We start from the raw sequence: 18,071 nt of genomic DNA on the forward strand, positions 1-18,071 counted from the left end.
ACCCTTCTGCCAGCGCCGCAGCGACCTGCCGCTGCGTGACCGTCCCGCCGGCCGCGCGGAGGCTTGCCGGCATGACAGCCCCGCGCGATGTCACGGGACGGCGGCGCCGGGGAGCGCGCCTCAGCCGTGGCGGATCGCGACGGTCTTGAGCGAAGCGAAGCTGTAGAGCGCCTCGAAACCCTTCTCGCGCCCGTGGCCGGAGCGCTTCACGCCGCCGAAGGGCAGTTCCACCCCGCCGCCCGCGCCGTAGTTGTTGACGAAGACCTGCCCCGTCTCGATCGCGCGCGCCATGCGCAGCGCCCGGCTGCCATCCGCCGTCCAAACGCCCGCCACCAAGCCGTAGTCGGTGCCGTTGGCGATGCGGATCGCGTCGGCCTCGTCGTCGAAGGGGATCACCGCCTGCACGGGGCCGAAGATCTCCTCCTGCGCCAGCCGCTCCTCGCCGGTGCGCGCGGCCACCAGCGTCGGCGCGACGTAGTAGCCGCCGGCGGGCGCGTCACGCTCCACCTGCCCCTGCGCCACGACCTCGAGCCCGCCGCCGTCGCGCGCCATGCTGAGGTAGCCCTCCACGATCTCGCGCTGCCGCGCCGAGACCAGCGGACCCATGTCGAGGTCGGCCATCGCCGGCCCGACCCGCAGGCTGCGGTAGCGCTCGGCCATGCGCTCGACGACGGTCGAATACAGTGACCGCTGCACCAGGATGCGCGAGGCAGCGGAACAGGTCTGGCCGGCGTTCTGGATGCCGGCGTTCACCAGGAAGGGCAGCGCGGCCTCGAGATCGGCATCGTCGAAGACGATCTGCGGCGACTTGCCGCCGAGCTCCAGCGTCACCGGCACGGCGTTGCGCGCCGCGGCCGCCTGCACCAGCCCGCCCACCACGACCGAGCCGGTGAAGGACACGTGGTGGATGCCGCGATGGCCCGACAGCGCCGCGCCCGCTTCCTCGCCCAGGCCGGAAACGAGGTTGACCGCGCCGGCCGGGAAGCCCGCCTCGGCCGCGATGCGGGCATAGGCGATGGCGGTGAGGCTGGCTTCCTCGGCGGGCTTGATCACCACCGCATTGCCCATCGCCAGCGAGGCGGTGACGGAGCGGCCGATGATCTGCATCGGGTAGTTCCAGGGCACGATGTGGCCGGTGACACCCAGCGGCTCCCACAGGGTCATCACCGTGTAGCCGTCGAGGTAGGGGATGGTGTCGCCGTGCAGCTTGTCGGCCGCCCCGCCGTAGAATTCGAGGTAACGGGCCAGGGCCAGCGCGTCGGCGCGGGCCTGGCGCAGCGGCTTGCCCACGTCCAGCGCCTCGAGCCGCGCCAGCTCCTCGGCGCGATCGGCCACCAACTGCCCCATGCGGGTCAGCAGGCGCCCGCGCTCGGTGGCGGTGGTGCGGCCCCAGGCGCCGCGGCGTGCCTCGGCGGCGGCGGCCACGGCGCGGTCGATGTCCTCCGCCCCGCCGCGGGCGATGCGGGCGAGCTCGGTGCCGTCCGACGGGTTGAGCAGCGGCAGGGTGTCGCCCCCCGCGGCCGGGCGCCACGCGCCGCCGATGAGGTTCAGGCGGGTGTCGAAGGGGATATCCATGGCGCGTTCCTCCGGAGCGGGCCGCGTCGCGGGCACCCCCTTAGGGCGGGCGCGCGGGCCTTTTCCCCGGCTTATCGCCTGCGCGGCGACACCGCCAGGGATGCGAGGGGTGCGAAAGGATGGATGAGGCGGCCGGTCACGGCATGATCCATGCCGCCTCTGCCCGGAACGGGTTCGCCGCGGAAACACGGGCGCCCTCCCCCGCACCGTCGCCCCGCCTCCACGCGGTCGGGGGAGAAAGGTGGCGCTTTGCCGAGGCTCCGGCATCAACCGCAGGCGGCATCGGCCGTGCTCCCCGCCGCCCTGCGCGTCACTCGCCCAGGCGGGGCGCCGGAAACGCCGCCCCGCGCGTCAGCCCCCCGGGCGCGGCGCCGGAAACAGCGCCCCGGTGCGGCCCATCAGGCGATAGGCCACGAGGCCCGACCACTCGTGCAGCGCAAGGTCGAGGTCCTGCAGCCGCTGCCCCAGCGTGCCGCTGCTCCACCAGGTCACGGGGTGCAGCCCGGCCTTGAAGCCGACCGGGTCGGGCAGGACCTCCCAGCCCAGCTGCCGGAAAATGCCCACCGAGCGCGGCATGTGCTGCGCCGAGGTCACCAGCACCCAGCGCTCGCCGGGCTGCGGGTGCACCATCTCGCGCGTGAAGAGCGCGTTTTCCCAGGTGTTGCGCGAGTGCGGCTCGAACAGGACGCGCGGGCCTTCGAGGCCGAGCTCCGCCCAGAGCCGCCGCGCCACCTCGGACTCCGAGATGCGGCTGAGCGCGGGCATCGAGGAGCCGCCGGTGAAGACGATCCTGGCCTGCGGATAAAGGCGGGCCAGCCGCACGGCCTCGGTCATGCGCTCCGCCGCGTCGTTCAGCGCCGGCAGGCCCCAGTCCGCCGTCAGGGTGGTTTCCACAGCACCGCCCAGCACGACGACGCCGTCCACCCGCGGCGGCGGGTCGAGCGGCGGGAAGCGCCGCTCCAGCGGCAGCGCGATCCACTGGCCGACCGGCAGCACGAAGCAGAGCACCAGCCCGCCCAAGCCTACGAGCAGCAGCGCGCGGCCGGTGCGCGAGGAATAGCGGGCGAGCAGCAGCGCCCCGAGGCAGCTGGCGAGCAGCAGCAGCGTGCTCGGGCGCAACAGCATCCAGAGGAGCTTGGACAACACGAAACTCAAGGGCGCGCTTCCCCGGTGACGGAACACCTTACCTTCCAGGCCCGGCGCCGCGACGCAACGGCGCCGGCTTCCGGCCGGGCACCGGGCACTGTATCCTGCGGCCCGTCGGGGGGCGTGCCGGAATGGTAGACGGATCCGACTTAAAATCGGCTGGGCGATCAGCCTGTGCGGGTTCGAGTCCCGCCGTCCCTATCCCGATCCCGCCTCACCCATCCCGCCCCTGCAGCAAGGCGTCCTGTTTCGCCCGGCGGCCTCACGCCACGCCCGAGATGGCGCCCCCGCCCCAGCAGCCTCAGCCCCTCGGCCTCATTCCTCGGGCCGCGCCCAGTGGAACATCAGCTCGTGCTTGTTGTAGCTGCCGTGGGTCAGCCGCGCGCCGGGGATCGCCGCGAACTCACCCGCCACGTCGTGGTCGGTCTCGCCCTGAAACTTGATCGTGCACAGCATCCGGCGCGCCTTGCCGGCCTCGATCCAGCGGCGCACCAGCGCCAGCAGCCGCGTGGGGTAGCAGATCACGTCGCTGAGCAGCCAGTCGACCGCCTCGTGCTCGCGCGGGTCGAGGGCGAAGGCGCTGTCCTGCAGCACCGACACGCCCGGCATCGCGGCGACCCTGGGGTCGAGCGGCGCCTTGTCCACCGCCGTCACCTTCGCCCCCAGCGCCGCCACGGCCCAGGTCCAGCCGCCCGGACAGGCGCCGAGGTCGAGGCAGTGCTCGCCCGCCTGCGGCCAGGCGCGGGCGGCGAGAAAGGCTTCCCACAGCTTCAGGTAGGCGCGGCTGGGCGGGTCGGTGCGGTTTTCCACCAGCACCGGCGCGCCGCCGGCATAGGGGCTGGTCTTCGTGGCGCTGGCCAGCATCAGGTCGGGCCGCAGGAGGCACCAGCCACCCAGCGGTGCCGTGGGCACGGGGGTGGGAAACACCACCGGCCGGGCGCTCACCGGCGGCAGCGCCGCCTCGATCAGCGAGGCGCGGCGGTGGTGGTCCACCGACAGCAGCGACCAGTTGCGCTGGATCGCGCGCAGGGCGGCCGCCGCGGTCTTGATGGAGGCCACGGGGATCAGCTGCGGCGCCGTCCAGGTGTCCAGCGCCCAGGGAATGCCGGAGGGGCCTTCCACCGGCGGCTCGGCGGTCAGGGCCAGGGGTCCGTGCCAGCACAGCACCGCGCGCCCGGTGCGGCGCAGCGCTTCCTCGACCTCGCGCTCGAAGCCGGCATGGGCGAGGTAGGCCGCGCCGATCACCTGGTCGGCGGAAAGCTCACTGGCAGCGAGGAGGCAGGGCATCGGCAGGGCTTTAGCGCATTTCCGCCGCCGTTGAACCCGCTTCGCCGCGGCAGCAGCCGCCCGCCTGCCTGGCAGCAACGGCGGAACGGGGCCGGGTCGTTGCGCGCGCCGGGGCGAACATCTCGGACACGAAAGGGGGCGCGATCGCCTGCCGCACCGCGATTGCCGGCGCAACCCATGGTGCCGCGGTTACGTTTCGCAGCGGAGGCCCGGGGACAATCCCCGACGGGAACTGGGGCGAGGCGGCATGTTCGGCAAGGTCTGGAGCCTGATCAAGGACACAGTTGAAGGCTACATCAACGATGAATGCCTCAGCCGTGGCGCGGCCATTGCCTACTACACGATCTTCTCGATCGCGCCGCTGCTGATCATCATGACAGCCATCGCCGGCTTCTTCTTCGGCGACGAGGCGGTGCACGGCGCCCTCGATGACCAGTTGCGCGGCATGCTGGGCCAGGACGCAGCCGGCGCGGTGCAGGAGATGGTCAAGGGCGCCAGCAACAAGACCTCCTCCACCATCGCCACCATCGTCGGCATCGTGACGCTGCTGGTCACCGCCAGCGGCGTGTTCGGAGAGCTTCAGGCCTCGCTCAACGCCATCTGGAAGACGGAGCCGCCGGCGGCGGGCACCGAGACCACCGTGACCCGGCTGGTGCGCGCCAAGGCGGCCAGCATGGGCCTCGTGGCGGCGACGGGCTTCCTGCTGGTGGTGTCGCTGGTGGTCAGCGCCGGCATCTCGGCCGTCAGCACCTGGCTGCAGGGGCGCATGCCGGGCGTCACGCTGCTGATCAGCGCCGTCAACATCGCCGTGTCGCTGGGCATCATCACGGTGCTGTTTGCCGCGATGTACAAGGTGCTGCCGGACCATCACATGGAATGGAAGGACGTGGGCGTCGGCGCCTTCGTCACCGCGATCCTGTTCACCATCGGCAAGTCGCTGATCGGCTGGTACCTCGGCAGCAGCAACATGGCCACGAGCTACGGCGCGGCCAGCGCGCTCGTGATCATCCTGCTGTGGGTCTACTACTCCTCGCAGATCTTCCTGATGGGTGCCGAGTTCACCCGCGCCTATGCGGGCCAGGAAGGCAGCCACCAGCACGCGCCGGTGCCGGCCGACAAGAAGGACGCGCCCACCGCGCGCCGCATCGCGCCGGCACCCGCCTCCAGCCTCGCGACGCCGGCGCCGCTGGTTCCCAAGACCAGCGCGGTGTGGAGCGTGCTCGGCGTGGCCAGCATGCTGCGCACCGCCAGCCAGCAGCTGCGCCGCAAGCCCAGCCACGTTCCCGACAGCTTCCGCGAGCCCGCCTCGCACTGAACCGCCAACCACCAGCAGGAGAAACGTCGATGCACGCCCAGATCACGGCCCGGGGGATGGCCCTCTGCTTACTTGCCGTGAGCGGGCTTGCACTCGCGGGCTGCAACGAGAAGACCGCGGATGCCGCGGCCTCCACCCAGCAGCAGAAGCAGGCCGTGCAGCTGGCGGAAGCGCAGCTGCGCGCGGATCAGGAGCTGGGGCGCAACCTCGCGCTGCGCGAGGTGCGGAGCTTTCCCCAGGCTGAGGGCGACGTCCTCGCGGTATGCGGCGAGATGAGCATCGACGGCGCGCAGGGACATTTCGTGCCCTTCGTGAGCACCGTCAGCCTGCCGGCCGATGCGACGGGCAAGCCCGAGGTCACGTCCTTCCTCGCCACCTCCGGCGTCGAGGCGACGCGCGTCTACGTCGAAAGCACCTCGCGCTGCCGGGACATGGGCGGGCCGCGCCCGACGCTGCGCCAGGCTGCGCCGCCGCTGCTGCCCACCATCCCGGCGGACCTGCCCTACCTCCGCCAGGCGAGCTTCCCCGCCGCCACGCCCGTTGCAGAAGCCGCCGCCGCGCCTGCCGCCAGCACGGGCGCGGAAGGTTCGGTGGTGACGCGGCAGGCCGCCAATCTCCGCTCCAGCCCCAGCGGCGGCTCGGTGCTGCGGGTGGTGGCGGCCGGGCAGTCGCTGAAGGTTTACGGCACCGCGCCGGGCGGTTGGTACCGGGTGGGCGACGCGTCGGGCCCGGGCGGCTGGATGCACGGGAGCATGGTGCTGCAACACCCGTGAACGCCCGGGCGCCGCAGCCTTATACCGCCGAGCTTATGAAGTGATCCTTCTGATCCAGGGGTAGTTGGTGAGGGAGCGAAGGCGGTCGGGCGAGAGGGCGTTCCAGGCTTGGCAGCAGGCTTCGACGATGTCGGCGTTGCCGTGGAGCAGGCGGTGGGACAGGAACCGCTCGCGCAGGTAGAGCCAGACGCGCTCGACCGGGTTCAACTCGGGCGCGTAGGGCGGCAGCGGCACAAGGGTGACGTTGGCGGGCACACGGAGTTGCCGTGAGCCGTGCCAGCCTGCCTGGTCCAGCACGAGCACGGCGTGGACGTTGGGGGCGAGAGCGGCGGCGAAATGCGCCAGGAACACGCCCATGGCGGTGGTGGACACCACTGGCAACACCAGGGCGAAGGCTTCTCGAGTAGCAGGCCGGACGGCGGCATACAGGTAGGTCCAGTCGTAGCGCTGATCGCACAGCCCGCGCGGGCGCTCTCCCCGTGCCCACCAGCGGTGCCCGGTGCGGCCTTTCTGACCCACCCGGGCCTCGTCCTGGAACCAGAGCTCGATCTGCCGGCCCGGATGGTCGGCGGCAGCGGCTGCTACGGCGCGGCGCAGCCCCCTTTTGCGAAAGCCGCCTTGGCCTTCTCGTCAGCCTGCGGGTGCCGTGGCCGGGTCTTCTGCCGCGACAGGTCCAGCCCGCGCACCACCCGCGACAGGCTGGCCGGGTGCAGGCGCTTGTTGAACCGCTCCTCAATCCAGCGGCACAGCATCGGCAGCGTCCACTCCGCGCCACCGTCACGTTCCCGGTCGGGGCCGCGCAGAATGACGTTCACCAGCACCGCCTGCTCGGCCTCGCTCAGCGTCGAGGGCCGTCCCGGCTTGGGCCGATCCCGCAGGCCGTCCAGCCCTTCCGCGTTGTAGCGAGTAACCGCGTCCCGCAGAGCCTGACGCTCCAGCCCCACCAGCCGCGCCGCCTCCGCCCGGCTCAGCCCTTCCAGCGCGTGCGCTACCGCCAGCATCCGCGTCGCGGTCCGGCGGTTCCGCTCGCGCCGTGCCATGCACCGGAGTTCGCCCGCACTCGCCACCTCCGTCCGGATCTCCAGTGCTCGCCCCATCAGCCCGTCCCATCAGGTCAGGCCAGAAGCGAATCACCATCCCCGCCAGAACTGAAATCACACCAGAGTCAGTTCATCCGCTCGCCGGTATTAGTCCCGACGGGGAAACACCGCGGCCGAGAGCAGCTTCACCGAGCACAGGTCGCCCGGCGTGGCGTCGCGCCAGGCGGGCTGCGCCACGGCATCCAGCGTCCCCTCGCCCCGCGCGGTGCCGAGCACGAGGCGCAGCCCGCGGGAGTCCATCGTGGCATGCCGCACCGTCCAAGCGCCGCCACCGGGTGACGCCAGCGCGTCGCCGGGGCGCAGGAAGGCCCTCGCCTCGCCGGCGGGGCAGTCGGTCTGCACCGGCGGCAGCGGCAGGTCGGCGAAATGGGCGTAGCCGTCGCGCACGATGCAGCGAAGCTCGTTGGCCTCGCCCAGGAAGCCGGCCACGAAGGGCGCCGCCGGGCGTTCCAGCAGCGCGCGCGGCGTGTCGTACTGCACGAGGCGTCCGGACTGGAGCACCGCCACGCGGTCGGCGATCTCCATGGCCTCGTCCTGGTCGTGCGTGACCAGGACGCTGGTGAGGCCGAGCTGCACGTGCAGGCCGCGCAGCCAGGCGCGCAGTTCCTTGCGCACGCGCGCGTCGAGCGCCGAGAAGGGTTCGTCCAGCAACAGCACCGAGGGCTCGATCGCCAGCGCGCGGGCGAGCGCCACGCGCTGCCGCTGCCCGCCCGAGATCTGGTCGGGGTAGCGGCGCGCCAGGGCACCGATCTGCACGAGGTCCAGCAGTTGCTCCACCCGCCCGCGGATCTCGCGACGCGACGGGCGGTTGGCGGCGGGGCGGACGCGCAACCCGAAGGCCACGTTCTCGAACACCGTCATGTGGCGGAACAGCGCGTAGTTCTGCGGCACGAAGCCGATGTTGCGCGAGCGCGCCGGCAGCGCCGCGACGTCGCGGCCGCCGATGCGGACCTCGCCGCTGTCAGGGAATTCCAGCCCCGCCAGGATGCGCAGCAGCGTGGTCTTGCCCGAGCCCGATGGGCCGAGCAGCACCGCGAACTCGCCGTCGGGAATGCTGAGACTGACATCGCTCAGTGCCGGCGTGCCGCCGTCGAAGCGGCGGGACACGGCCACGACCTCAACGCTCATTCGGAGAACTTCATCCGGGCTCCGGTCGTGACTGCATGGGTGATCCTGGCACGGCGGCGACGACGCGTCACGGGCAGGCGGGCGGCACGGCGCCGGTCACGGGTGCAGGGTATGGCGACGACCCGACAGGTATTCCAGCAACGCCTTCGCGACCAACGTCACCAGGGCCAGCAGCGCCAGCAGCGCGGCCACGGCAAAGGCGCCGGCGAACTGGTACTCGTTGTAGAGGATCTCGATGTGCAGCGGCAGCGTGTTGGTTTCGCCGCGGATATGGCCCGACACCACCGACACCGCGCCGAACTCGCCCATGGCGCGGGCATTGCACAGCAGGACGCCCGACAGCAGCGCCCATTTCACGTCCGGCAGGGTGACGCGGCGAAAGGTCTGCCAGCCGGTGGCGCCCAGCGTCGCCGCCATTTCCTCGGCGTCTCGGCCCTGTTCCTGCATCAGCGGGATCAGCGTGCGCGCGACGAAGGGAAAGGTCACGAAGAGCGTGGCCAGCACCAGCCCCGGCAGCGCGAAGATGACCTGCACGCCGTGCCGCTGGAGCCAGGGGCCGAACCAGCCCTGCAGCCCGAAGAGCAGCACCCAGACGAGGCCGGAGATCACCGGCGAGACGGAAAAGGGCAGCTCGATCAGCGCCGTCAGCAGCCCGCGCCCGGGGAAGCGGAACTTGGCGATGCACCAGGCCGCGGCGATGCCGCCCACCGTGTTGACCGGCACCGAGATCGCCGCGACCACCAGCGTCAGGGAGAAGGCCGACATGGTGTCGGGGTCCTCCATCACCTCGCGCACGGCAGGCCAGCCGCGGCGTAGCGCCTCGGCGAAGACCACCACTGTGGGCAGCAGCAGGAACATCGCGGCCGCCAGCAGCGCCAGTGCCAGCAGCAGGCGGCGCAGGGCCGGCGCTTCCTGCAGCGGCGATGCCGGAGTCTCGCGCAAGGCGCCGCTCACCGCCGGTTCCGCCGCAGCAGGAATTGCAGGAGATTGAGCGTGAGCAGCACCGCCAGCGCGATCAGCAGCATCGCGAGGCCGACCGTGGCGGCGCCGGCGTAGTCGTACTGTTCCAGCCGCGTGACGATCAGCAGCGGCGCGATCTCGCTCACCATCGGGCGGTTGCCGGCGATAAAGATAACGCTGCCGTATTCCCCCACCGCGCGGGCGAGCGACAGGCCGTAGCCCGTCAGCACCGTGGGCGCGATGGCGGGCAGGATCACCCGCGCGATCACCTGCGCCCGCGTGGCGCCCAGCGTGGCGGCGGTTTCCTCGACCTCGGCCGGCAGGTCGCGCAGCACCGGCTCCACCGTGCGGACGATGAAGGGCAGGCCCACGAAGCACATGGCCACGAAGATGCCCAGCGGCGTGAAGGCCACCTGCACGCCGATCGCGGCGAGCGGCACGCCGAGCCATCCGTTGGGCGCGAAGAGCGCGGTCAGCGACAGGCCGGCCACGGCGGTGGGCAGCGCGAAGGGCAGGTCGATCGCGGCGTCGAGCAGCCGGCGGCCGGGAAAGCGGTAGCGCACCAGGACCCAGGCCAGCAGCAGGCCGAGCGGGATGTCGAACGCGGCCGAAAGGGCCGCGGAGGTGAAGCTCAGCCGCAGCGCCGCCACGACGCGCGGTTCGGTGACGCTGTTCCACACGCCCTCGAAGCCCAGCGTCCAGGGACGCAGCACGAGAGCTGCGAGCGGGATCAGCACGATCGCGCCCAGCCAGACCAGCGTCACCCCGAGGGTAAAGGCGAAGCCCGGCACCACGTCATGGCGGTGCGAGGGCGAACGGGCGAGAAGCGCGCTCAACGCGCCGGCTTGTACAGGCGGTCGAAGGAAGCGCCGTCGGCGAAGTGCTCCGCCTGCGCCTTGCTCCAGCCGCCGAACTCCGCGTCCACGGTCACGAGGTTGAGCTGTGGGAAGGTGACCTTGGCGCGCTCCGCCGCCGCGGCCTCGCGCGGGCGGTAGAAGTTGCGCGCGGCGATCTCCTGCCCTTCCGGGGTGTAGAGGAAGCGCAGGTATGCTTCCGCGAGGGCGCGGGTGCCGCGCCGGTCCACCACCTGGTCCACCACCGCGACCGAGGGTTCCGCCAGGATCGACAGCGAGGGCACGACGACCTCGAAGGCGTCCGCGCCGAACTCCTTGCGCGCGAGCTGCGCCTCGTTTTCCCAGGCCAGCAGCACGTCGCCCTGCGCGCGCTGCACGAAGGAGGTGGTGGCACCGCGCGCGCCGGTGTCGAGAACGGGCACGTTGCGCAGCAGCCGACCCAGGAACTCCGCCGCCGTCGCGTCGCTGCCGCCCGGCTGGCGGCGCGCCCAGGCCCAGGCCGCGAGGTAGTTCCAGCGCGCCCCGCCCGAGGTCTTGGGGTTGGGCGTGATGACGCCGACGCCATCGCGCACGAGGTCGCCCCAGTCGCGGATCGCCTTGGGGTTCCCCTTGCGCACCAGCAGGACGATCGTGCTGGTATAGGGCGCGGAGTTGTCGGGCAGCCGTGACATCCAGTCGCGCGCGATCAGGCCGCGCTCGGCGATGGCGTCCACGTCGTAGGCGAGCGCCAGCGTGACCACGTCGGCCGCCTGCCCGTCGATCACCGAGCGCGCCTGGGCGCCGGAACCGCCATGCGAGGAGCGGAGCTGGAGGCGCTGCCCGTTATGGCTGGCTGCCCATTCCTTCGCGAAGGCCGCGTTGATGTCGCGGTACAGTTCGCGCGTCGGATCGTAGCTCACGTTGAGCAGCGACGTCGCTTCCTGCGCCCTTGCGAAACGGGTGGAAAGGAGTGCGGCGGAAGCAGCCAGGACACCCAGCACGCGGCGTGTGGTCAGAGGCACGGTCTGCAACTCCGGTTTTGCCGGACGATGCCGCTGAACCGCCGTGTTTTGCAAGTCTCGGCGTGACGAAGCCGGGAGGGTGCGTCTTCGCAATAATACCGCGCAAGTGTCACGCAAGAAGAACGGGACGAAGCTTGTCGTCCGTGACGTGCGCGGGAGAATGTTGTTCTCCCGCGCGACCCGTCATCCGGCTTCAGGTATAGCCTTTGCCTTCGTAATGCTCGCGCTCGGCCGCTCCGCTGCCCTCCACGGGGCTGCCTTCCGCAGCCGCCTGCGCCCCCGACCCGGCGGGCTTCGCGTCCGAGGATCCGGCACTGCTGCCACCTTCGGCCGGCTCGAAGTCGAACTGGCCACCCTTGCTCTGCCACTGCTGCACGGTCAGCACCTTGGCGGGCTGCTTGCTCTCGTGCGGGCCGTGGACGACGCCGGGCGCGAAGGTCAGGAAGCTGCCGGCCGGATAGGGCGTCCCGGCCTCGATCAGCTCACCCTCGAGGACGTAGTGCATCTCGGCACCCGCCTTGTGCGAATGCGCGGGGATGGTGCCGCCCGCCGGCAGGTGGATGATCGTGGTGACCACGCCCGCGTCCTGATCCTCGTTGAGGATCTGCACCTTGAACTCGCCGCTGGCGCCGGGGATCTTCAGCGGCACCGCCTCGACCTCCGCCGCGTTGAGGATCAGCTTCTGCATGTCCATCGCCGGTCGCCTCATTCTCTTCGTGCCGAGGCAAACGACCCAGCGCGGCCGGCAGTTGCGGGGCCCCTGCGTTCAGCCGCGCAGATGTTCCTGCAGGCGCGGCATCAGCTCCACCAGGTTGCAGGGCCGGTGCCGGGCGTCGAGCTGGAAGCGCAGGATGTCGTCCCACCCGTCCTTTACCGCCCCCGTGGAGCCCGGCAGCGCGAAGAGGTAGGTGCCGCCCGCCACGCCGCCGATGGCGCGCGACTGGATCGTGGAGGTTCCGATCTTCGCGTAGCTGAGCATCCGGAACAGTTCTCCGAAGCCGGTGATCTCCTTTTCCAGCACGCGCGCGAAGGCTTCCGGCGTCACGTCGCGCCCGGTGATGCCGGTGCCGCCGGTGGTGATGCCGACATCCACCTGCGCGTCGGCCACCCAGCGGCGCAGCACCGCCTCGATCGCCGCGGGCTCGTCGCGCACGATCTCGCGCGAGGCGAGGCGGTGGCCCGACGCGGTGATGCGCGCCGCCAGCGTTTCGCCCGAGCGGTCGGAGGCGAGGTCGCGCGTGTCGCTCACCGTCAGGATTGCGATGTTGACGGGCAGGAAGGTGGCGCTCTCGTCGATCGGCATGTCTGGCTCCTCCGTGTTCGGGACGCAGGATAGGATGTCGCGGGGCTTCAGCGCAGCCGTCGCGGGGCGAGGCTGCCCTGCCCGTCCGCGGCGAGGCCACCGCGGCGACCCCGCGGAAGCGGCCGGCCCGGACGGAACGGGGCGGCCGTCCGCGGTGCACGTCACGTGAACGACCGCCCCGAATCAGGCACCGGCGATCAGGCCCGGACGGCTACGCCCGGTTGATCATACCCGGGCGGTCGGGTTCCTTCCGGACAGGCTGCGGCGCTCAGCGCGAGGCCGAGACCGAGCGCGCCCGGCTCATCGCCCCTTCCAGCTCCGCCGCATTGTTCAGCCGCGGAAAGGCCCCCGCCGCCAGCGCGTCCAGGCTCGTTGCCGGCAGGCCGAGGCGGCTGGCGTAGATCCAGGAATAGGTCAGCACGCGCTGCACGAAGAGGCGGGTTTCCGTGATCGGGATGGATTCGATGTAGAGGAACGGGTCGTCGCGGTCCTGGGTGTTGGGCTGCCAGCTCTGCAGCTTGCCCGGCCCCGCGTTGTAGGCCGCCAACACGCGGATCAGCCCGCCCCCGGTCACGTCCTGCCCCGCCAGGTGCAGCAGGTAGCGCTGTCCGAGTTCCAGGCTGAAGGCCGGGTCATGGAGACGCTGCATCCCGCCCGGACCGCCGAGCGAGCTGTCGCCGCTGATAAAGGAGGCGGTGGCCGGCATCAGCTGCATCAGCCCCCGCGCGCCCACCGGCGACACGGCACCGGGATCGAAGTTGGATTCCTGCCGCGCCAGCCCGTAGAGCAGGCTGGGATCGACGCGGTAGCCGCCCTGCGGCCTGAGGTTCGGTACGGGGAAGCGGGCGAAGTCGCGCGGGCGGCCGTCGGCGGTCTGCGCCAGGCCTGCGAGCTGGGCCGCGAACTCCGTCATGCCGGATTGCGTCGCCACCGCCAGCGAGGCGCGCGACAGGGCGGGGTTGCCCTGCACCGCGGGCCAGAGGCGGCGGAGCTCGGCCTCGGCACGGTCGCGCTGCCCGACCTGGAGCAGCGCCAGCGCGCGCCAGCCGCCGGCGGTCTCGGCCAGGGCCGCGGATTCCGCCTCGCCGCTCAGGTCGCGCTCCCACTCGAAGTTGGAGGGCAGGCCCAGCGCGCGGCGGGCCACCATGCCGTAGAAGGTGCGCGGCTCCTGCGCCGCCTGGAGCATCCAGCTCACGTAGAGCTGCGGCCGGCGGGCGCGCACCGCGGCGCGGGCGGTCCAGAAGGCGGCCGCCGAGCGCAGCACCGCGGGCGCGTCGTCGGCGCGGGCGGCAGCCTCGAAATAGGGCAGCGCCACGTCGAAGCGGTTGTGGCCCCAGGCGGCCAGCCCCGCCACGAAGGCGGCATTGGCGTGGCCGGGCGTGGCGCGCACCGCGGCGGCGGCCACCCCGAAGGCTTCCTCGTCCTTCCCCTGCTGGAACAGCGTCAGCGCGAGGTCGGACTGCAGCAGCGAGGCATAGGCCGGGGTCATGCCCCGCGTGCCGCTGATCAGCCGCAGGGCGCCCGCGGCGTCGCCGGCGGCCGCGCGCTCGGCCACGCTGCGGTCCAGCGCCGGGTTGCGCACGACGCTGCGGCTGGCGGGAACGCTTTCCTCCGGCACGATGTCGGTGGAGGAGGACAGGGTCGCGTCAGGCGGCGGCGGCGGCAGGCTGGCGCCGCGCGGGCTGGCTTCCACCAGCATGGCGTAGATCCGCGGGGCGTCCGGGTGGTCGGCATTCGTGGCGAGCCAGTTCTGCAACTCGCCGGTTCCGGGGGCCGGCCCCAGGTGGCGCAGCCAGCGATCGGCCAGCACGTGGCCCAGCAGGCGGCGGTCGTCGAGCCGGGCGGTTTCCGCACTGGCCGCGTTGAGGTCGCCGGCCGCCTGGGCCGCGAAGATCCGCCGCAGCCGCGCCGCATCGGAGGGCGCCAGGGGCTCCGGCAGGGGCGCCGCGCCGCTGGGGCGCAGCGCCGGGGCCAGCGCCAGTTCGCGGTCGGAGATGGCGCGGCTGGAAACGTTGCCGCCGCCCTGGCTGCCGGAGGACGCGACGGTGCGCTCGGTGCTGCGGGCCGGGCGGCGGGGTGCCGCGGAACGGGCGGCCTCGGCCAGGGTCGCGACCTGGCGGCGTGGCGTGGTGGCCCAGCCGCGGGCGCGCGCGGCGTCGCGGCCGGCCGAGGCGCTGAAGGCGGCCGTGGCCTGGCTGACCGACCGGCCGGCGGCAGGCCCCGAGGTGGTGGAGGCCTGCGCGGCGGAGCCGGCGCCCAGCGTTGCCACCAGCATGATGAGGCCAAGTCTTCGCAACGGCCGGGGGTGAAGCGCGAGGCCACGAACGGTTCGGCGATAGGCCGGACGGTTCAGGCCTCTGAGGCGATGAACTCCCATGCCCGAGGCGTTAACGGCTCGGGGACGGCGATGGCAAGACCGATATGCGAGACATTCATCAAATATTGAGACAAACTCGCGTAGCTGGCGAGTTTCCGCGCCTTCCGAGGGTCACGTTCACGTCATACCTGCACTGCAGCACGACTTTCCACGGCGCCGAAACCCCCGTCCTGCGCGTTGCGGTCAGCTCCAGGGGATCGTCGCGGTGCCGTCCAGCACCTGGCGCAGCAGCAGCAGGTCCTGCCAGGCCTCGCGCTTGGCCGAGGGCTGCCGCAGGAGATAGGCGGGATGCAGCGTGGCCAGCGCCGGCACGGTTCCCAGCCCCTCGATCTCCATACGGTGCCAGCGGCCGCGCAGGCGGGTGATGCCCTCCTTGGCGCCCAGCATCGCCTTGGCCGCCGTGCCGCCCAGCAGCACCACGTGGCGCGGCCGGGCCAGCGCGATGTGGCGGCGGATAAAGGGCAGGAACAGCGACACCTCGGCATCGGTGGGCGTGCGGTTGCCGGGCGGGCGCCAGCACAGGATGTTGCTGAGGTAGAAGTTGCTCGCGCGGTCCAGCCCGATGCTGGCCACCATACGGTCCAGCAGCCGGCCCGACACGCCCACGAAGGGCTTTCCCAGCCGGTCCTCGTCGGCGCCGGGCGCCTCGCCGATCATCATCAGCCCGCTTTCCGCCACGCCGTCGGAGAAGACGATGTTGGTGGCGGTGTCGCGCAGGCTGGCCTCGAAGCGCTCCATCGCGGCCTTGAGTGCCTCCAGGCTGTCGGCCTCGGCCGCGAGGTCCGCCGCCCGGCGCGCGGCCGGCGTCAGCACCGCGGCGGCGGAGATCCGGGCCGCGGCGCGGCGGGGGGCCGCGGCCTCGCCGAAGAGGTTGGCCCCCGCACTGCCCCCTGCGCCCGCCGCCAGGTCCGGCTCGCTCCCGGTGGTGGCGGCCGCGGGCGCCGGCGCGGAACGGGCCGTGGGCGGGAGGCGGAAGGGCGTGACGTCGGCCGCCGGCGCGGTGCGGTCGCGCGGGTCCTCGTCCAGCGCCTCGTCGACGCCCCAGGCCAGTTGCAGGGCCAGGGCATCGCGGAGCGCATCGCGAAGGGCGGCGGTCTCGTCCTCGACAGGGTGCATCACGCCCCATATCGGGCCTTGGGGGCCCCGCGTGCAACCGGGGTTCCCCGCCCGGAAGGGGGCCGCTACATCAGGCCGCCGCCCGAAGAACCCTGTTTCGCTGAAGAACCCCGTTCTGAACGCGCCACCGATGCCACTGCCCGAGGAGGTTTCCCGATGACCGAGCGCGAAAGCATGGAGTTCGACGTGCTGATCGTCGGTGCGGGTCCGGCCGGGCTGGCGGCGGCGATCCGGCTCAAGCAGGTGGCGCCCGACGCTTCCGTTTGCGTGGTGGAAAAGGGCTCCGAGGTGGGGGCGCATATCCTGTCGGGCGCGGTGATCGAGCCCCGCGCGCTGGACGAGCTGCTGCCTGAGTGGCGCGACGACATGCCGGCGCTCACCACGCCGGCCACCGAGGACCGCTTCATGCTGCTCACCGAGCGGCGCGCCTTCCGGCTGCCGACCCCGCCGCAGATGCACAACGCGGGCAACTACGTGGTGTCCCTGGGTAATCTGTGCCGCTGGCTGGGCGCGCAGGCCGAGGCGCTGGGGGTGGAGATCTACCCGGGCTTCGCCGCCTCCGAGACGATCATCGAGGACGGCCCCGCGGGGCGGCGGGTTCAGGGCGTGGTGGCGGGCGTGATGGGCCTCACCCGCGACGGCGAGCCGGGGCCGAACTACCAGCCGGGCATGGAGCTGCGCGCCACCTACACGCTGTTCGGCGAGGGCTGCCGCGGCTCGCTGACGCGCCGGCTGGAAGAGGAGTTCGACCTGCGGGCCGAGGCAGCGCCGCAGACCTACGCGCTGGGCATCAAGGAGCTGTGGGAGATCCCCAAGGAGCGGCACACGCCCGGGCTGGTGTGGCACTCGGTGGGCTGGCCGCTGCCCCGCGACACCACCTACGGCGGCTCCTGGCTCTACATGCTGGGCGAGAACCTCGTGTCCGTCGGCTTCGTGGTGGGGCTGGACTACCCCAACCCGTGGCTCGCGCCCTTCGAGGAGTTCCAGCGCTTCAAGACCCACCCGGAGGTGCGCAAGATGCTGGAGGGCGGCAAGCGCATCGCCTACGGCGCGCGGGCGCTGAACGAGGGCGGCTGGCAGGCGGTGCCGCGCCTGGCCTTTCCCGGCGGCGCGCTGATCGGGGATGGCGCGGGCTTCCTCAACGTGCCCAAGATCAAGGGCACGCACCTGGCCATGAAGAGCGGCATGCTGGCGGCGGAAGCCGTGGCGGAGGCGCTGGCGGGCGACCGGCGCTCGGTGCTCGACGCCTACCCGCGGGCGGTCAAGACCTCCTGGATCGCAGGCGAACTGCAGGGCGTGCGCAACATCCGCCCGGGCTTCGCCAGGCTCGGCTTCTGGGGCGGCATGGCCAACGCGGCGCTCGACACCTACGTGCTCAAGGGCCGCGCGCCCTGGACCATGCGGCACCATGCCGACCACGAGACGCTGCGCGACGCGGCGAAGAGCCCGCGCATCCACTACCCCAAGCCCGACGGCGTGCTGACCTTCGACCGGCTGAGCAGCGTGTTCCTGAGCAACACCAACCACGAGGAAGACCAGCCGGTCCACCTGCGGCTGGAAGACCCGTCGCGTTGGAAGGTGGTGAACTGGGATCGCTTCCGGTCGCCCGAAAGCCGCTACTGCCCGGCCGCGGTGTACGAGGCGGTGGGACCGGACGCGGAGCGCGAGCTGCGTGGCGAGCCCGACCCGCAGGCCCTGGAAGCGCCCGGCGGTGCGAGCGCCGAGGTGGAAGCAGGTGATAGCGGAGCGCGGCTGGTGATCAACGCGCAGAACTGCGTCCACTGCAAAACCTGCGACATCAAGGACCCCACCCAGAACATCCGCTGGACCACGCCCGAAGGCGGCGGTGGGCCGAACTACATCGGCGGGATGTGAGGGGTTGCCCTGTCCCGGGGAGGGGGAGAAGGAGTTCCCCCCATCCCCGGACCCCTCGCCCCTCATCTTTTTTCAGGACGCTGCCGCGGGAGCGTGGCCAACGATGTGCGCTCCGGCTCGGTGAGCCGGAGCGAGGGACATGTCAGCCAGTGCTGAACAGCAGTTTCATTCGTTTCAGCCGCACTGGCCGCCGCCATACCGCGATCGACTCACCCCCGCCGCGCAGCAGCACTCTCAGAAGAAGATGAGTGGGGGTCCGGG

At 72.0% G+C, this 18,071-nt stretch carries 16 protein-coding genes and 1 tRNA gene; 4 read left to right on the top strand and 13 right to left on the bottom strand.

What is annotated here, in order from left to right:
- Positions 1 to 120 precede the first annotated feature (120 nt).
- Together ACFFGY_RS05235 and ACFFGY_RS05240 are read right to left on the bottom strand one after the other, a co-directional pair.
- Positions 121 to 1,575, bottom strand: coding sequence for an aldehyde dehydrogenase family protein (locus ACFFGY_RS05235; protein WP_377043365.1), 1,455 nt, complete (start codon positions 1,573 to 1,575; stop codon positions 121 to 123).
- Positions 1,576 to 1,926: 351 nt separating this feature from the next.
- The gene (locus tag ACFFGY_RS05240; RefSeq protein WP_377043423.1) at positions 1,927 to 2,721 is read right to left on the bottom strand and encodes a YdcF family protein; all 795 of its coding nucleotides are present in this window, start codon (positions 2,719 to 2,721) and stop codon (positions 1,927 to 1,929) included.
- A 117-nt stretch (positions 2,722 to 2,838) separates the two neighbouring features.
- On the opposite strand from ACFFGY_RS05240, the gene ACFFGY_RS05245 reads away from it, so the two are divergent.
- Positions 2,839 to 2,922 (top strand) — tRNA-Leu (locus tag ACFFGY_RS05245).
- Positions 2,923 to 3,036: 114 nt separating this feature from the next.
- Here the strand turns inward: ACFFGY_RS05245 and ACFFGY_RS05250 are convergent.
- Entirely contained in the window at positions 3,037 to 4,008 is a 972-nt protein-coding gene (locus ACFFGY_RS05250) for an SAM-dependent methyltransferase (protein WP_377043366.1), read from the bottom strand.
- 247 nt (positions 4,009 to 4,255) lie between these two features.
- Here ACFFGY_RS05250 and ACFFGY_RS05255 point away from each other — a divergent pair, with 247 nt between their 5' ends.
- Positions 4,256 to 5,323, top strand: a complete 1,068-nt coding sequence (locus ACFFGY_RS05255) for a YihY/virulence factor BrkB family protein (RefSeq protein WP_377043367.1) — start codon at positions 4,256 to 4,258, stop codon at positions 5,321 to 5,323.
- A 29-nt stretch (positions 5,324 to 5,352) separates the two neighbouring features.
- Positions 5,353 to 6,096, top strand: a complete 744-nt coding sequence (locus ACFFGY_RS05260) for an SH3 domain-containing protein (protein ID WP_377043369.1) — start codon at positions 5,353 to 5,355, stop codon at positions 6,094 to 6,096.
- A gap of 33 nt (positions 6,097 to 6,129) precedes the next feature.
- On the opposite strand, the gene ACFFGY_RS05265 is transcribed toward ACFFGY_RS05260, so the two are convergent.
- The 10 genes from ACFFGY_RS05265 to ACFFGY_RS05310 form a co-directional block, all read right to left on the bottom strand.
- A complete protein-coding gene (locus ACFFGY_RS05265; RefSeq protein WP_377043424.1) occupies positions 6,130 to 6,693 on the bottom strand; it encodes an IS630 family transposase in 564 nt (187 codons plus the stop codon).
- The gene (locus ACFFGY_RS05270) at positions 6,678 to 7,136 is read right to left on the bottom strand and encodes an IS630 family transposase (protein ID WP_377043370.1); all 459 of its coding nucleotides are present in this window, start codon (positions 7,134 to 7,136) and stop codon (positions 6,678 to 6,680) included. The genes ACFFGY_RS05265 and ACFFGY_RS05270 overlap by 16 nt, the downstream gene beginning before the upstream one ends.
- A gap of 147 nt (positions 7,137 to 7,283) precedes the next feature.
- The gene (locus ACFFGY_RS05275) at positions 7,284 to 8,324 is read right to left on the bottom strand and encodes a sulfate/molybdate ABC transporter ATP-binding protein (protein ID WP_377043371.1); all 1,041 of its coding nucleotides are present in this window, start codon (positions 8,322 to 8,324) and stop codon (positions 7,284 to 7,286) included.
- Between the two features lie 96 nt (positions 8,325 to 8,420).
- Positions 8,421 to 9,224 carry a sulfate ABC transporter permease subunit CysW gene (gene cysW / locus ACFFGY_RS05280; protein ID WP_456316149.1) on the bottom strand — a complete coding sequence of 268 codons (804 nt, stop codon included), beginning with the start codon at positions 9,222 to 9,224 and terminating at the stop codon, positions 8,421 to 8,423.
- 50 nt (positions 9,225 to 9,274) lie between these two features.
- Positions 9,275 to 10,120 carry a sulfate ABC transporter permease subunit CysT gene (gene cysT / locus ACFFGY_RS05285; RefSeq protein WP_377043373.1) on the bottom strand — a complete coding sequence of 282 codons (846 nt, stop codon included), beginning with the start codon at positions 10,118 to 10,120 and terminating at the stop codon, positions 9,275 to 9,277.
- Positions 10,117 to 11,148: a sulfate ABC transporter substrate-binding protein gene (locus ACFFGY_RS05290; RefSeq protein WP_377043374.1), complete on the bottom strand. Its 1,032-nt coding sequence runs from the start codon at positions 11,146 to 11,148 to the stop codon at positions 10,117 to 10,119. The genes cysT and ACFFGY_RS05290 overlap by 4 nt, the downstream gene beginning before the upstream one ends.
- A 184-nt stretch (positions 11,149 to 11,332) precedes the next feature.
- Positions 11,333 to 11,833 carry a cupin domain-containing protein gene (locus ACFFGY_RS05295; RefSeq protein WP_377043375.1) on the bottom strand — a complete coding sequence of 167 codons (501 nt, stop codon included), beginning with the start codon at positions 11,831 to 11,833 and terminating at the stop codon, positions 11,333 to 11,335.
- 72 nt (positions 11,834 to 11,905) lie between these two features.
- Positions 11,906 to 12,442, bottom strand: a complete 537-nt coding sequence (gene moaB / locus ACFFGY_RS05300) for a molybdenum cofactor biosynthesis protein B (RefSeq protein ID WP_377043376.1) — start codon at positions 12,440 to 12,442, stop codon at positions 11,906 to 11,908.
- A gap of 268 nt (positions 12,443 to 12,710) precedes the next feature.
- Positions 12,711 to 14,717, bottom strand: a complete 2,007-nt coding sequence (locus ACFFGY_RS05305; RefSeq protein ID WP_377043377.1) for a lytic transglycosylase domain-containing protein — start codon at positions 14,715 to 14,717, stop codon at positions 12,711 to 12,713.
- 285 nt (positions 14,718 to 15,002) lie between these two features.
- A complete protein-coding gene (locus tag ACFFGY_RS05310) occupies positions 15,003 to 15,935 on the bottom strand; it encodes a uracil-DNA glycosylase (protein ID WP_377043378.1) in 933 nt (310 codons plus the stop codon).
- A gap of 156 nt (positions 15,936 to 16,091) precedes the next feature.
- On the opposite strand from ACFFGY_RS05310, the gene ACFFGY_RS05315 reads away from it, so the two are divergent.
- On the top strand, positions 16,092 to 17,810 hold the full coding sequence (locus ACFFGY_RS05315; protein ID WP_377043379.1) for an electron transfer flavoprotein-ubiquinone oxidoreductase: 1,719 nt from the start codon (positions 16,092 to 16,094) through the stop codon (positions 17,808 to 17,810).
- Positions 17,811 to 18,071 lie beyond the last annotated feature (261 nt).

The organism is Roseomonas elaeocarpi, from assembly GCF_042433915.1.
Classification (GTDB): Bacteria; Pseudomonadota; Alphaproteobacteria; order Acetobacterales; family Acetobacteraceae; genus Roseomonas; species Roseomonas elaeocarpi.